12 protein-coding genes are annotated in these 13445 nt (G+C 67.2%); 1 reads left to right on the top strand and 11 read right to left on the bottom strand.

Going from position 1 to position 13445, the window contains the following annotated elements; all coding sequences use genetic code 11:
- Window positions 1–90: 90 nt before the first annotated feature.
- From atpD to V5G24_RS01385, 10 genes are all read right to left on the bottom strand, one after another.
- The gene (atpD, locus tag V5G24_RS01430; protein WP_394078846.1) at window positions 91–1527 is read right to left on the bottom strand and encodes a F0F1 ATP synthase subunit beta; all 1437 of its coding nucleotides are present in this window, start codon (window positions 1525–1527) and stop codon (window positions 91–93) included.
- 34 nt (window positions 1528–1561) lie between these two features.
- The gene (locus V5G24_RS01425) at window positions 1562–2431 is read right to left on the bottom strand and encodes a F0F1 ATP synthase subunit gamma (protein WP_394078844.1); all 870 of its coding nucleotides are present in this window, start codon (window positions 2429–2431) and stop codon (window positions 1562–1564) included.
- A 30-nt stretch (window positions 2432–2461) separates the two neighbouring features.
- Window positions 2462–3991, bottom strand: coding sequence for a F0F1 ATP synthase subunit alpha (gene atpA, locus V5G24_RS01420; protein ID WP_394078842.1), 1530 nt, complete (start codon window positions 3989–3991; stop codon window positions 2462–2464).
- On the bottom strand, window positions 3991–4521 hold the full coding sequence (locus V5G24_RS01415; RefSeq protein ID WP_394080311.1) for a F0F1 ATP synthase subunit delta: 531 nt from the start codon (window positions 4519–4521) through the stop codon (window positions 3991–3993). Before V5G24_RS01415 ends, atpA begins: the two co-directional genes overlap by 1 nt.
- A 438-nt stretch (window positions 4522–4959) precedes the next feature.
- Window positions 4960–6309 (bottom strand): S41 family peptidase, encoded by a 1350-nt coding sequence (locus V5G24_RS01410; protein WP_394078840.1) that lies wholly within the window; start codon window positions 6307–6309, stop codon window positions 4960–4962.
- Window positions 6306–7643, bottom strand: a complete 1338-nt coding sequence (locus V5G24_RS01405; RefSeq protein WP_394078838.1) for a murein hydrolase activator EnvC family protein — start codon at window positions 7641–7643, stop codon at window positions 6306–6308. Before V5G24_RS01405 ends, V5G24_RS01410 begins: the two co-directional genes overlap by 4 nt.
- A 206-nt stretch (window positions 7644–7849) precedes the next feature.
- Window positions 7850–8332, bottom strand: a complete 483-nt coding sequence (gene rlmH / locus V5G24_RS01400) for a 23S rRNA (pseudouridine(1915)-N(3))-methyltransferase RlmH (protein ID WP_394078836.1) — start codon at window positions 8330–8332, stop codon at window positions 7850–7852.
- A gap of 36 nt (window positions 8333–8368) precedes the next feature.
- Window positions 8369–8746: a ribosome silencing factor gene (gene rsfS / locus V5G24_RS01395; RefSeq protein ID WP_394070208.1), complete on the bottom strand. Its 378-nt coding sequence runs from the start codon at window positions 8744–8746 to the stop codon at window positions 8369–8371.
- A gap of 115 nt (window positions 8747–8861) precedes the next feature.
- Window positions 8862–9554 carry a nicotinate-nucleotide adenylyltransferase gene (locus tag V5G24_RS01390; protein WP_394078834.1) on the bottom strand — a complete coding sequence of 231 codons (693 nt, stop codon included), beginning with the start codon at window positions 9552–9554 and terminating at the stop codon, window positions 8862–8864.
- A gap of 5 nt (window positions 9555–9559) precedes the next feature.
- Window positions 9560–10792 carry a glutamate-5-semialdehyde dehydrogenase gene (locus tag V5G24_RS01385; RefSeq protein ID WP_394080309.1) on the bottom strand — a complete coding sequence of 411 codons (1233 nt, stop codon included), beginning with the start codon at window positions 10790–10792 and terminating at the stop codon, window positions 9560–9562.
- Between the two features lie 313 nt (window positions 10793–11105).
- Between V5G24_RS01385 and V5G24_RS01380 the strand changes: the two genes are divergently transcribed.
- Complete coding sequence (locus V5G24_RS01380; protein ID WP_509292277.1) at window positions 11106–11948, top strand: FG-GAP-like repeat-containing protein; 843 nt, start codon at window positions 11106–11108, stop codon at window positions 11946–11948.
- Between the two features lie 298 nt (window positions 11949–12246).
- Here the strand turns inward: V5G24_RS01380 and proB are convergent, their stop codons facing one another.
- Window positions 12247–13377 (bottom strand): glutamate 5-kinase, encoded by a 1131-nt coding sequence (gene proB / locus V5G24_RS01375; RefSeq protein WP_394078830.1) that lies wholly within the window; start codon window positions 13375–13377, stop codon window positions 12247–12249.
- Window positions 13378–13445 lie beyond the last annotated feature (68 nt).

The following is a 13445-nucleotide window of genomic DNA, read 5'->3' as shown; positions in this document are numbered from 1 at the left end:
GATGCGTGCGATGCCGACCCCGTATCCGCGTGTGCGGAGGTGGGATCGGCCTCTCTCAACCTTCAGGCCCGCAGGCTCCGGCAGTTAAAATCAGGCGGCGGCGGCCGCCATCTTCTTACCCTTCTCGACGGCTTCCTCGATGGTGCCCACCATGTAGAAGGCGCCTTCCGGCAGGTGGTCATACTTGCCTTCCACCAAGCCCTTGAAGCCCTTGATGGTGTCGGCGAGGTCGACCAGCTTGCCGGGCGAGCCGGTGAACACTTCGGCCACGTGGAACGGCTGGCTGAGGAAGCGCTCGATCTTGCGGGCGCGCGACACCACCGTCTTGTCCTCTTCGCTCAGCTCGTCCATGCCGAGAATGGCGATGATGTCCTGGAGCGACTTGTAGCGCTGAAGGGTCTGCTGAACCTGACGGGCGACGTTGTAATGCTCGTCGCCGATCACCAGCGGGGAGAGAATGCGCGAGGTGCTATCCAGCGGATCCACCGCCGGATAGATGCCCTTTTCCGCGATCGAGCGCGACAGAACGGTGGTCGCGTCCAGATGGGCGAACGAGGCGGCCGGCGCCGGGTCGGTCAGATCGTCGGCGGGCACGTAAATGGCCTGCACCGAGGTGATCGAGCCCTTGGTGGTGGTGGTGATGCGCTCCTGCAGCGCGCCCATGTCGGTGGCGAGCGTCGGCTGATAGCCCACCGCCGAGGGAATGCGGCCGAGCAGAGCCGACACTTCCGAGCCGGCCTGGGTGAAGCGGAAGATGTTGTCCACGAAGAACAGCACGTCCTGGCCCTGGTCGCGGAAATGCTCGGCGACGGTCAGGCCGGTGAGCGCGACGCGGGCGCGGGCGCCCGGGGGCTCGTTCATCTGGCCATAGACCAGGGCGCACTTGGAGCCGGCGGCCGAGCCGTCATGCTCGTGCGGGTCCACGTTCACCTTGGATTCGATCATCTCGTAATAGAGATCGTTGCCCTCGCGGGTGCGCTCGCCCACGCCGGCGAACACGGAATAGCCGCCGTGCGCCTTCGCGATATTGTTGATCAGTTCCATGATGAGCACGGTCTTGCCGACGCCGGCGCCGCCGAACAGGCCGATCTTGCCGCCCTTGGAGTAAGGTGCCAGCAGGTCCACCACCTTGATGCCCGTCACCAGGATCTCAGCTTCCGTGGATTGCTCGGCGTAGCTCGGGGCTTCCTGGTGGATGGCGCGGACCATTTCGCCGACGATCGGGCCCAGCTCGTCCACCGGCTCGCCGATGACGTTCATGATGCGGCCGAGGGTGGCTTCGCCCACCGGCACCTGGATCGGGGCGCCGGTATCGGTCACCGGCTGGCCGCGCACCAGGCCTTCGGTGGAGTCCATGGCGATGGTGCGCACGGTGCTCTCGCCGAGATGCTGGGCCACTTCGAGCACCAGGCGGTTGCCCTGGTTGGTGGTTTCCAGGGCGTTGAGGATTGCCGGCAGGTGGCCGTCGAACTGCACGTCGACGACGGCGCCGATGACCTGAGAGATGCGTCCGGTGGGTTTGGCCATAGTTCGTCGTCCTTGTGTCTCGACCGCGCTGCCGTCAGAGCGCTTCTGCGCCGGAGATGATCTCGATGAGTTCCTTCGTGATCATGGCCTGGCGCGTGCGGTTGTAGATGAGGGTCTGCTTCTTGATCATCTCGCCCGCGTTGCGGGTGGCGTTGTCCATGGCGCTCATCTGCGAGCCATAGAAGGACGCCTGATTTTCCAGCAGGGCGCGGAACACCTGAACCGCGAGGTTGCGCGGCAGCAGGTCGGCGAGGATCTCGCCCTCGTCCGGCTCGTAATCATAGGTGCTCGCCTCGCCGGCCTTCTCCTCGAAGGTGGCGGGGATGAGCTGCTGCGCGGTCGGGATCTGCGAGATCACCGACTTGAAGTGCGAGAAGAACAGGGTGCAGACATCGAACTCGCCCGCATTGAAACGGGCGATGATCTTTTCCGCGATGTCCTGGGCATTCACGAAGCCGAGCGTGCGCACCGCCCGCAAATCCACCAGTTCGACGATCTGGTTCGGGAAGGTGCGGCGCAGCTGGTCGTAGCCCTTGCGGCCGACGCAGAAGAACTTCACGTCCTTCCCCTGGGCCATCAGGGCATAGGCCCGCTCGCGCGCAAAGCGCACGATCTGGGTGTTGAAGGCGCCGCACAGGCCGCGCTCGGAGGTGCAGACGAGCAGCAGATGCTTGTCGTCCTTGCCGGTGCCCGCGAGAAGAAGGGGCGTATCGGCGCTGACCGTGACGCCGGAGGCGAGGTTGCCGAGCACGGCATCCATGCGCTCGGCGAACGGGCGCGCGGCCTCCGCCATGGTCTGGGCGCGACGCAGCTTCGCCGCGGCGACCATCTGCATCGCCTTGGTGATTTTCTGCGTCGCCTTGACCGAGGCGATCCGGTTTCTAAGTTCTTTCAGGCTCGCCATTGCGCCCGTCCATCAATCTCGAGGAAAGGCTCAGGAAAAGCTCTTGGAAAAGGCCTCGATGGCCTTCGTGAGCTTCTCCTGGGTCTCCTTGGACATTTCCTTGGAGGTGCGAATGGTGTCGAGGATGTCCTGGTGCTGCGAGCGCAGCGCCAGCAGCAGGCCGGCCTCGAACTCGCGGACCTTGGAGACCGGCAGCGGGTCGAGATAGCCGTTGGTGCCGGCGAAGATCACCACCACCTGCTCCTCGACCTTCAGCGGCGAGAACTGGCCCTGCTTCAGCAGTTCCGTCAGGCGCGCGCCGCGGTTCAGCAGCTTCTGGGTGGAGGCGTCGAGGTCGGAGCCGAACTGGGCGAAGGCCGCCAGCTCGCGATACTGGGCGAGCTCGCCCTTGATCTTGCCCGCCACCTGCTTCATCGCCTTGATCTGGGCGGAGGAGCCGACGCGCGACACCGAGAGGCCGACGTTCACCGCCGGGCGGATGCCCTGGTAGAACAGGTCGGATTCCAGGAAGATCTGGCCGTCGGTGATGGAGATCACATTGGTCGGGATATAGGCCGACACGTCGTTGGCCTGGGTCTCGATCACCGGGAGAGCGGTCAGCGAGCCGGCGCCATTGGCGTCGTTCAGCTTGGCCGCGCGCTCCAGCAGGCGCGAGTGGAGATAGAACACGTCGCCGGGATAGGCTTCGCGGCCCGGCGGGCGGCGCAGCAGCAGCGACATCTGGCGATAGGCGACCGCCTGCTTGGACAGATCGTCATGGACGATCAAGGCGTGCATGCCGTTGTCGCGGAAGAACTCGCCCATGGCGGTGCCGGAGAACGGCGCCAGGAACTGCATGGGCGCCGGGTCGGAAGCTGTGGCGGCGACGATGATGGAATATTCCAGCGCGCCCTGCTCTTCCAGCACCTTCACGAACTGGGCGACCGTGGAGCGCTTCTGGCCCACCGCCACATAGACGCAATAGAGCTTGGCCTTCTCGTCCGTGCCCATGTTGATGGGCTTCTGGTTGAGAATGGTGTCGAGCGCGACGGCGGTCTTGCCGGTCTGGCGATCGCCGATGATCAGCTCGCGCTGGCCGCGGCCGACCGGGATCAGCGCGTCGATGGCCTTCAGGCCGGTCTGCATGGGCTCATGCACCGACTTGCGGGGGATGATGCCCGGCGCCTTCACGTCGACGCGGCGGCGCTCGGTGTATTCGATCGGGCCCTTGCCGTCGATCGGATTGCCCAGCGCGTCCACCACGCGGCCCAGCAGACCCTTGCCGACCGGCACGTCCACGATGGCGCCGGTGCGCTTGACCGTCTGGCCTTCCTTGATCTCGCGGTCGGAGCCGAAGATCACGATACCGACATTGTCGATCTCGAGGTTCAGCGCCATGCCGCGGGTGCCGTTCTCGAACTCGACCATCTCGCCCGCCTGGACGTTGTCGAGACCATAAGCGCGCGCAATGCCGTCGCCCACGGAGAGAACCTGACCGACCTCCGAGACTTCCGCCTCCTGGCCGAAATTCTGGATCTGCTCTTTCAGGATGGCAGAGATTTCAGCGGCTCGAATGTCCATCAGCGGACCTCTTTCATCGCATGCCGGATAGAATTGAGTTTGGTCTTCAAAGAAGCATCGACCATGCGCGAGCCGAGCTTCACGATCAGACCACCGATGATGGACGGATCGACGGTCACGTCGAGGCTCACGTCCTTGCCGGTCTTTTGAGCCAGCGCTTCTTTCAGCGCGGCAATGTGGGTGTCGCTCAGCGGCTCGGCGGCAGTCACCTGCGCCGTCACCTCGCCGCGATGGGCGGCGACGAGAGCGTTGAAACCGGAAATCATGGTCGGCAGCGCGAACAGACGGCGGTTGCTGGCGACCAGCTTCACGAAATTCGCGGTGATGCCGGTGATGCCGATGCTCTGCATCACGGCGGCCATCGCGCGGGATTGCTCCTCGGCGCCGAAGACCGGGCTGCGCACGAGACGGCCGAGGTCGGCATTCTCCGCGATCAGGCCCGACAACGTGCCGAGGTCTGCCTTCACGGCGTCGAGGGTTCCCGCCTCGTTCGCCAATTCGAACAGTGCGGTCGCATAGCGCCCCGCCATGCCTGACACGATCGTCTCCGCCACCCGCGCCTCTCTCGGGTCCGCAACCTCCGCCGCGCGATCCGCGCGATTGGAGACCCAAACCCTTGATCTGTTGGGAATATCGATGCTCACCCCCGAAACGCCGGCAAGGCCGGTCTCCGGAAGTCGGGGTTGCCTAACACAGGCTTTGCGAAGCGGCAACACGACCGAGTGAAGGGCACAGTGCCGCATTGACGCACCGCGGCCCCGCAAGGCCCGCAATTCCCTGCCCTTAGGGCAGAAATTTTCCTTTTATACTGCAGCTTTGCCCACAAAATGCACTGCCGGCAAGCCATCGCGCCGCGCGTGCGATGCAAAAAGGAAACACTCTTTTTCCGGCAAAAAAAGACCCGCCGGCACAACCGGCGGGTCCTGAACCTTCGAGCGGGCCGTGAGGGCGGACCGCCCGGAATCGCCTCAGTTGGCGGAGGTGGTCTTGTTGGGATTCGGCGGGAAGGCGGCGTTCTTGATGGTGCCTTCCAGGAGTTCCACCGCCATCTTCAGCTGGGTATCATCCTTCGGATCGGCGGGGACGTAGGAGGGCGAACCCGCCTGCTCGTCGTCGCCGTTCTTCAGATGCCCCTTCAGCGAGGCTTCCCCGCGCGTTGTGTCGCCGGCGGCGGCGCCGAGCTTGGCTTTCTGGTCGTCCGGCAGATCCTGGATCAGGATGATGTCCGGCTCGATGCCCTTGGCCTGGATCGAGCGGCCCGACGGCGTGTAATAGCGCGCCGTGGTGAGCCGCAGCGCGCCGTTTCCGCCGAGCGGGATGATGGTCTGCACCGAACCCTTGCCGAACGAGCGCGAGCCGAGAATGGTCGCGCGCTTGTGGTCCTGGAGGGCGCCGGCGACGATTTCCGAGGCTGAGGCGGAACCGCCATTGGTCAGCACGATCACCGGCTTGCCCTTGGTCAGATCACCGCCGCGCGCGTTGAAACGCTGGGTCTCGTCGGCATTGCGGCCGCGGGTGGAGACGATCTCGCCCTTCTCCAGGAACGCGTCCGACACGGCGATCGCCTGGTCGAGCAGGCCGCCGGGATTGTTGCGCAGGTCGACGATATAGCCCTTGATCTTGTCGGGGCCGATCTGGGCGGTGGTGTCCTCGATCGCCTTCTTCAGATTGTCGAAGGTCTGCTCGTTGAACGAGGTGATGCGCAGATAGGCGATGTCGCCATTCTCGATGCGCGAACGCACCGCGCGGATCTTGATGGTGTCACGCACCACCTTGATCTCGATCGGCTTGTCCTGGCCCTTGCGGGCGATGGTGAGGCGAATCGGCGTGTTGACCGCGCCGCGCATCTTCTCCACCGCCTGGTTCAGGGTGAGGCCCTGCACCTGGTCGTCGTCGAGCTTGGTGATGATGTCGCCGGCCTGCACGCCCGCCTTGGCCGCCGGGGTGTCGTCGATGGGGGCGATGACCTTCACGAGGCCGTCTTCCATGGTGACCTCGATGCCGAGGCCGCCGAACTCGCCGCGGGTCTGCACCTGCATGTCGCGGAAGCTCTTCGCGTCCATGTAGGACGAGTGCGGATCCAGGCCCTGGAGCATGCCGTTGATGGCGCTTTCCACGAGCTTGGCGTCGTCGGGCTTCTCGACATAATCGGAGCGCACGCGCTCGAACACGTCACCGAACAGGTTGAGCTGGCGGTAGGTGTCGGAAGCCGCCGCCTGCGCGGTCATGCTCGAAAGCATACCTGGCTGGGTTGCCGCGACGGCCACAAGGGCGCCGGCCGCAACGCCAAAGAGAAATAGAGACGTACGACGCATCATCCGCGCACCTTCTGACTGTCCGTTGCCGCCCACCACGGGGCGGGATCGATTGAAATTCCGTCCTTACGGAATTCGACATATAAATGGGGCTGTCCCGAGGCCGAATTCGCCGCCCGGGGACCGTTTCCCATCACCGCCACGGGTTCTCCGGTCAGAACGAACTGCCCGAGGTCCACGGTGATGCGTTCCATTCCCGCCATGAGAATATGGTAGCCTCCGCCGGCATTTATGATCAAGAGTTGGCCGTAGGAGCGGAACGGCCCAGCATACACCACCCAGCCGTCGCTCGGGGCCGCGACTTGCGCGCCCGCCCGCGTGGCCATGGTCAGCCCCTTTTCCGTGCTGCCGAGCCCGTCCGGCGCGCCAAATTCGCGCAGCCGCACCCCGGCAACCGGCAATGGCAGCAAGCCTTTGGCCTCGGTGAAGGCGATCGCGGGCGCGAGCCGGGCCGGGTTGGTGAGCGCCGCGACCTGGGCCTTCCCCGCCCCTCCTGCCGCTGCGGCATCCGGCGGGGCGGTGCGGGCCGCATCGGCAGCGCGGGCGGCAGGCGCCACTTCGGTTTCCAGGCGGGTCACGAGATCGTGCACGTCGCCGCTGGCCTTGGCGAGGGACTCCGCCTGGGCCTTGTCGCCCGGCTGGGCGGTACCGCTCTCCGCCTGGCGCCGCTGGCGCTCCGTCACCAGCGCGGCGATACGGGCGCGATCCTCGCCGAGCGCGCCGCGCAAGGTGGCGAGCGTGTCGCGCGCGCGGGTCAATTCGGTTCGTACCCGGTTCATTTCGGCGAGGTCCGCGGCGAGCGTTTCCGCCTCCACCCGCATTTCCGGCAGCAGGGCGCCGAGCAGGATCGCCGAGCGCACCGCATCGAGCGCGTCGTCGGGCCGCATCAGCAGCGCCGGCGGCGGATTGCGGCCCATGCGCACCAGGGCGGCGAGCACGTCGGCCAGAACCTCGCGCCGGCTCATCAGCGATGCGGCGAGCGTGGAGCGGCTGCGGTCCAGCTCGGCCATGCGGCTTTCCACATCGGTCAGCTTCTGCTCGACCTCGCGGATATGGGTGGTGGTGTCCACCAGCATCTGGGAGAGCTTGCCCCGGTCGCCGGTGGCGCTGGCAAGATCGGCCTGGAGCTGGGCCTGAAAGGCGGCGTTGCGGCGCACATCGTTCTGGAGCGCCTCGGTATCGACCGACGGCGGGCGCGGCACGGGCTTCACGGCGCGCGGCACCGGCACCGGCGCGCCGGCTCCGGGGGATGACGGCTGGCCATGCGCGGACCCGGCCTGCGCCAGCGCAAAGCCGACCGCCACCATGCAGAAGAAGGGCCCGGCGCGAAAGATCATGAACGTAGACTTAAGCACGCGAAGTTGAGGATGTGTAAACCATCGCACAGCTTCGCCCCGGACATAGCGCAATCGCGGGCGCGGCAGGGCCATGCCGGCCCCCGCGCGCCAGAAATCGCACGCCGACACAGGCGGGCAAACACGGCAAGCTCACGCGTGCGAGGCGCAGGCGCGCCAGGCTCAGGCACGAAGCTCAGACACCAGGCTCAGGCGCGGTGGTAGGGGTGGCCGGAGAGGATCGTGGTCGCGCGATAGAGCTGCTCGGCCAGCATCACCCGCACCAATTGGTGGGGAAAGGTGGCGGCGCCGAACGCCAGCATCAGCTGGGCCCGCGCGCGCAGCGATTCGGCCAGCCCGTCCGCCCCGCCGATGATGAGGCACAAAGCGGCGGTGCCGCTGTCGCGGGCGGTCTGGATGCGGGTGGCGAAATCCTCGCTGGTGAGCGAGCGGCCGCGCGGATCGAGCACCACCGCCATCGCCCCGTGCGGGATCGCGGCGAGCAAGGCCGCGCCTTCCTCATTCATGCGGTCCTCCGCGCGGCGCGCGGCGGATTCGGAAAATTCCAGGGTCTCGAAGCCGGCGAGCCCGAGCGCGCGGCCGCTGGCCCGCGCCCGCTCGACATAACGTGTCACAAGATCCCGTTCGGCCCCGGCTTTCAGCCGGCCGATGCATACCAGCGAAATGCGCACCGCGCGTTCAGCCCGAGCGGGAAACGCCGCGCGTCATCAGGCGCGCGCGGTCCCGGACCACATCTTCTCGATGGAATAGAAGCTGCGAACCTCGGGCTGGAAGACGTGAATGATCACATCCCCAGCGTCGATGAGCACCCAGTCGCAGGCCGGCTGGCCTTCGACCCGCACGTCGCGCACACCGGCTGCCTTCAGCGCCTCGATGAGGTGCTCGGAGATGCCGCCGACATGCCGCTGCGAGCGGCCGGACGCCACCACCATATAATCGGCGATCGATGTTTTGCCCCGCAGGTCGATGGAGACGATGTCTTCCGACTTGTCGTCGTCCAGCTGGGCGGTAACGAGGGCGAGGACTTCCTCAGCGTCAGGCGCTTCGGAAATCGATGCGGGCGCCGGGTTGGGGGCGGCCGCCATGAGAGCCGTCGTGGACAGTGGTCCAAATCCTCTCGAAAATTAACGTGGACTCCTGGGGCAGGCGATGCCGAACCCTGAGGCCACATAGTCAAAATGCGCTCAAATCAAGGGAAAATCAAGACTTGTGGCCGAGCGCCCCGCGCGCCGGCCACTCGGCGACCTGTTGTGCGGCGCGAATTCCCGTTGAGGAAACAGGAGATTTCATCCCGTGGAGAAAGACCCAGGCGGGCGGATCGAGGGTCGGCAGAATGGCCGCGTCGCTCTCGTCGATGCGGAAACGCCCCAGCGCCTGCGCCCCCAGCGAGGCCGTGGCGGCAAGGCTGTCGCCCATGCGATCCACCACGGCGATGGGCAAGAGGTTCGCAAGATCGCGCCAGCGCTGCCAGCGGCTGAAATGGGCGAGATTGTCCGCCCCCATCAGCCACACGAATCGCACCTGCGGCAGGCGCGCGCGCAGCGCCGCCACCGTCTCGTAGCTGTAGCGCGTGCCGAGCCGCGCCTCGATACCCGTGACATCGATCAGCGGATGGTGCGCGACCGTGCGAGCATAGCCCACCCGCGCCGCGAGCGAGGGAAGATTACGATTATCTTTCAAGGGATTGCCGGGCGTCACCAGCCACCATACGCGGTCTAGCCCCAGCCGTCGCAGCGCCAGCAGGCTGGCGGCGCGATGCGCGCCGTGGGCGGGATTGAAGCTGCCGCCGAACAGGCCGATGCGCATGCCCGCCGTGGCCAGCGGCAGGCGCGTCGCGGCGCGCTCGCCGAGCGGCGCGGCCGGCGATGCTTCCGGGGCGCGCGCGCGTGTCATGCAGGTCACGGACGGGTCTGCCCGGCCCCGTGAACGCGGTATTTGAACGAAGTCAGCTGCTCCGCCCCCACCGGGCCGCGCGCATGCATGCGCCCCGTGGCGATGCCGATTTCGGCGCCGAAGCCGAACTCGCCGCCGTCGGCGAACTGGGTGGAGGCATTGTGCATCACGATCGCCGAATCCACCTCGGCCAGGAACCGCCGGGCGGCGTCTTCGTCCTGGGTGATGATGGAATCCGTGTGGTGCGAGCCGTGCCCCTCGATATGGGCGATGGCATCGTCCAGCCCCGCCACCACCTTCACGGAGATGATGGCATCTTCATATTCCGTGTCCCAATCGGCATCATTTGCCGGCAAAACGCGCGCATCGGCCGCCTGCGCCGCCGCATCCCCGCGCACTTCGCAGCCGGCGTCGAGCAGCATCTGGATCAGCGGCTTGAGATGGGTCGGCGCGCTCGCTTCGTCCACCAGCAGCGTCTCGGCGGCGCCGCAAATGCCGGTGCGGCGCATCTTGGCGTTCAGCAGCACGGTTTTCGCCATGGCGAGATCGGCGGGCGCGTGGACATAGACATGGACGATGCCGTCGAGATGGGCGAACACGGGAACCCGCGCCTCGCTCTGCACCCGCGCCACCAGGCCCTTGCCGCCGCGCGGCACGATCACGTCCAGATTTCCGCCGAGGCCCTTGAGCATCTCGCCCACCGCACCGCGATCGGCGAACGGCACGAACTGCACCGCATCCGCCGGCAGGCCGGCGTCCACGAGCCCGGCGACGAATGCCTTATGAATGGCGCCACTCGACCCCAGGCTGTCGGAGCCGCCGCGCAGCACCACGGCATTGCCGGCGCGCACGCACAGCGCCGCTGCATCGGCGGTCACATTGGGCCGGCTCTCATAGATCACGCCGATGACCCCGAGCGGCGTGCGCACGCGCTCGATGATCAGGCCGTTGGGGCGGGTCCAGCGTTCGGTGACCTTGCCGACAGGATCGGGCAAGGCGGCCACCGCCTCGATGCCGGCGGCGATCGCCTCGATCCGCGCTTCGGTAAGGGCCAGCCGGTCCTGGAACGCGGCGGACATGCCATCGGCGCGCGCGCGGACCAGATCATCGGCATTGGCGGCGAGGATCTCGGGCGTGGCGGCACGGATGGCGCGGGCAGCGGCCAGGAGCGCCTGGGATTTCGTCTCCGCGTCCGCCACCGCGAGAATGCGCGCGGCGGCGCGGGAGCGCTTGCCCATGTCCAGCAAAGTGCCGGCGATATCCACCGGCGGCACCGCACGATCGGCGATCGCGAGGGCGTTCACTCGGGCGGCGCTGGACGTGGACATGGCTTCAACTCACGGACGGAACACGCAATATCCCGGCCTCACACGTGGCATGGGACAGCATTTCATTAGCATGCCCTATGTGCGTGGCGACAGCCCCTAACGCAAGGGCTCCCGGCGCGCCGGCCTCCCGCAGATGTGAGCTAACGCCGGCCGCCGCCATGCTAGGCCTTGGCCATGTCGCGCGCTTCGTGGCTCCCATCGGGTCTTGCTCCGCATGAAAAGCTTGCGTTCCTTGATCCCGCTTCTTGCCCTCCTGGCCGCAGCCGGCCCAACCCATGCCGCAACTCCGGGCACGCCGTCGAACGCGCCCGCCGTGGTCGGCCAGGTGGCGCACGGGGTGAAAAACATCGCCGCCGCCCATCTGGCCGATCCGACCGGGCGCTATCGCCATTTCGTCCTGGGTGCGGAATATGAGGCCGCAAGCCTCGTGGTGCGCCTCACGGACGGGCGCACCCTCAAGCTGGTCCTGCCGGAGGACGAGGTGTTCGAGGACCGGATCCCCCGCCTCGCCGACCTCGACGGCGATGGCAGCGACGAGATCGTGCTGGTGCGCACCTCCGCGCGGCACGGCACATCCCTGGTGGTGATCGCGCCGCGGGGCGGGCAACTCGCCATCATCGCCCAATCGCCGAGCACTGGCGGCCCCCACCGCTGGCTGAACCCGGCCGGGATCGCGGATTTCAATGGCGATGGCCGACTCGATGTCGCTTATGTGCAGCAGCCTCACGCGGTGGGCCAGTTGCGGGTGTTCACCCTTTCGGGCGGCGCGCTGAAGGAAATCGCCGCATTTGCGGGCGTGTCCAATCATGCGGCGGGATCGAACCAGCAGGGCATGTCGGCGGTCGCGGACTTCGACGGCGACGGCATCGCCGATCTCGCGCTCCCGTCCTTCGATCGCCGCAGCCTGCTGTTCGTGTCCTTTTCCGGCGGGCCGCACGTGCTGAAGCGCGTGCCCCTGGCCGATCCCGCCACCACCAATTTCAAGCTGGCGCAGGATGCCGGCGGCCCGGCCGTCGTCGTGGGCCTGCCGGGCGGGCGCCATGTGACGGTGCCCTACCCGCGCTAGGGCGGATCGACATTCAGCGGCGAGGTGCATCGTCGAGGCGCCTGACGGCGGGTGCGCCATTGTCTTTCGTTCACCAGCCGTCATGGCCGGGCCTGTCCCGGCCACCCACGCCGGGCCGACCGCGCGGGCCTTGAAAAGCCGGTACCAGCGATGCCGCGTGGATGCACGGGACAAGCCCGTGCATGACGTCTCCTGCAACGGCGTAAAGCCATGAATGTCGATCCGCGCTAGAGCGCGATCCACCCATATGGAACCACTTGGTGGTTCCATAGAGCCGCCGGAGCGGCGAGCGGGCACCTTATTCCGCGCCCACGGCCATGTCGTCGCGGTGGATCAGTTCCAGGCGGCCCTGGAAGCCGAGGATGGTTTCGATCTCGGCACTGGCGCGGCCGATGATGCGCTCGGCATGGTCGCTGTCATAGGCCACCAGCCCGCGGCCGATCTCGCCGCCGTCCGGGCCGCGCAGCAGCACCGCGTCGCCCCGTTCGAACAGGCCTTCCACCTGCGTCACCCCGGCGGGCAGGAGGCTCGCGCCGCGCCGCAGGGCCGCGACCGCGCCCTCGTCCAGATGGAGGATGCCGCGCGGCTCCAATGTCCCACCGATCCAGGCCTTGCGGGCGCGCGCAGGGGTGGCGCCGCTGAGGAACCAGGTGCAGCGCCCACCGTCCAGGATCGCCCGCAGCGGGTTTTTCACATGGCCGGACGCGATCACCATGTGCGTTCCGGCGGAAGTGGCGATCTTGCCGGCTTCGATCTTGGTGCGCATGCCGCCGCGCGAGAGTTCCGAGCCGGCGGCGCCGGCCATGCCCTCGATCTCGGCGGTGATGCGCGGCACGACGGGGATATGGCGCGCGTCGGGATTGGTGGCGGGCGGGGCGGTATAGAGCCCGTCGATGTCGGAGAGCAGCACCAGCAGATCGGCGCTGGCCATGGTGGCGACGCGGGCGGCGAGGCGGTCGTTGTCGCCATAGCGGATTTCGCTGGTGGCCACCGTGTCGTTCTCGTTGATGACCGGCACCGCGCGATACTCCAGCAGCCGCCCCAAGGTGGAACGGGCATTCAAATACCGCCGGCGCTCCTCGGTGTCGCCCAGCGTCAGCAGGATCTGGCCGGCGGTGACATTCTCATGGGCGAGGATTTCCGACCAGGTGCGGGCGAGCGCGATCTGTCCCACCGCGGCGGCGGCCTGGCTGTCCTCCAGCTTCAAGGCGCCGCGCGGCAGGCCCAGCACCGTGCGCCCGAGCGCGATGGCGCCCGAGGAGACCACCAGCACGTCCTTGCCCTCGGCATGCAGCGCGCCGATGTCCTCGGCGAGCGAGGTGAGCCACGGCAGGCGGACTTTTCCGCGCGCGGAATCCACCAGCAGGGCCGAGCCCACCTTGATGACGATGCGGCGAAAATCGGCGAGGGAGGGAACGGCAGAGCTCACGGGTCGGGTCTTCACTTCAGCCGCAGGCCGGGCATCCCCGTCGGCGGCGCAGGGGCGGGAGCCGCCTG

It is taken from the genome of Roseixanthobacter finlandensis, assembly GCF_043195105.2.
Classification (GTDB): Bacteria; Pseudomonadota; Alphaproteobacteria; order Rhizobiales; family Xanthobacteraceae; genus NCEH01.
This window is presented reverse-complemented; position numbering and strand designations above follow the sequence as displayed.

Excerpts from the sequence above, each read along its gene's own strand:
- V5G24_RS01390 (WP_394078834.1), bottom strand. The coding sequence starts at position 9,554 with ATGACACGCGCGCGCGCCCCGGAAGCATCGCCGGCCGCGCCGCTCGGC.
- atpA (WP_394078842.1), bottom strand. The coding sequence starts at position 3,991 with ATGGACATTCGAGCCGCTGAAATCTCTGCCATCCTGAAAGAGCAGATC.
- rsfS (WP_394070208.1), bottom strand. The coding sequence starts at position 8,746 with ATGGCGGCCGCCCCCAACCCGGCGCCCGCATCGATTTCCGAAGCGCCT.
- V5G24_RS01385 (WP_394080309.1), bottom strand. The coding sequence starts at position 10,792 with ATGGGCAAGCGCTCCCGCGCCGCCGCGCGCATTCTCGCGGTGGCGGAC.
- atpD (WP_394078846.1), bottom strand. The coding sequence starts at position 1,527 with ATGGCCAAACCCACCGGACGCATCTCTCAGGTCATCGGCGCCGTCGTC.
- V5G24_RS01405 (WP_394078838.1), bottom strand. The coding sequence starts at position 7,643 with ATGATCTTTCGCGCCGGGCCCTTCTTCTGCATGGTGGCGGTCGGCTTT.
- V5G24_RS01410 (WP_394078840.1), bottom strand. The coding sequence starts at position 6,309 with ATGATGCGTCGTACGTCTCTATTTCTCTTTGGCGTTGCGGCCGGCGCC.
- V5G24_RS01425 (WP_394078844.1), bottom strand. The coding sequence starts at position 2,431 with ATGGCGAGCCTGAAAGAACTTAGAAACCGGATCGCCTCGGTCAAGGCG.
- V5G24_RS01415 (WP_394080311.1), bottom strand. The coding sequence starts at position 4,521 with ATGGCGGGGCGCTATGCGACCGCACTGTTCGAATTGGCGAACGAGGCG.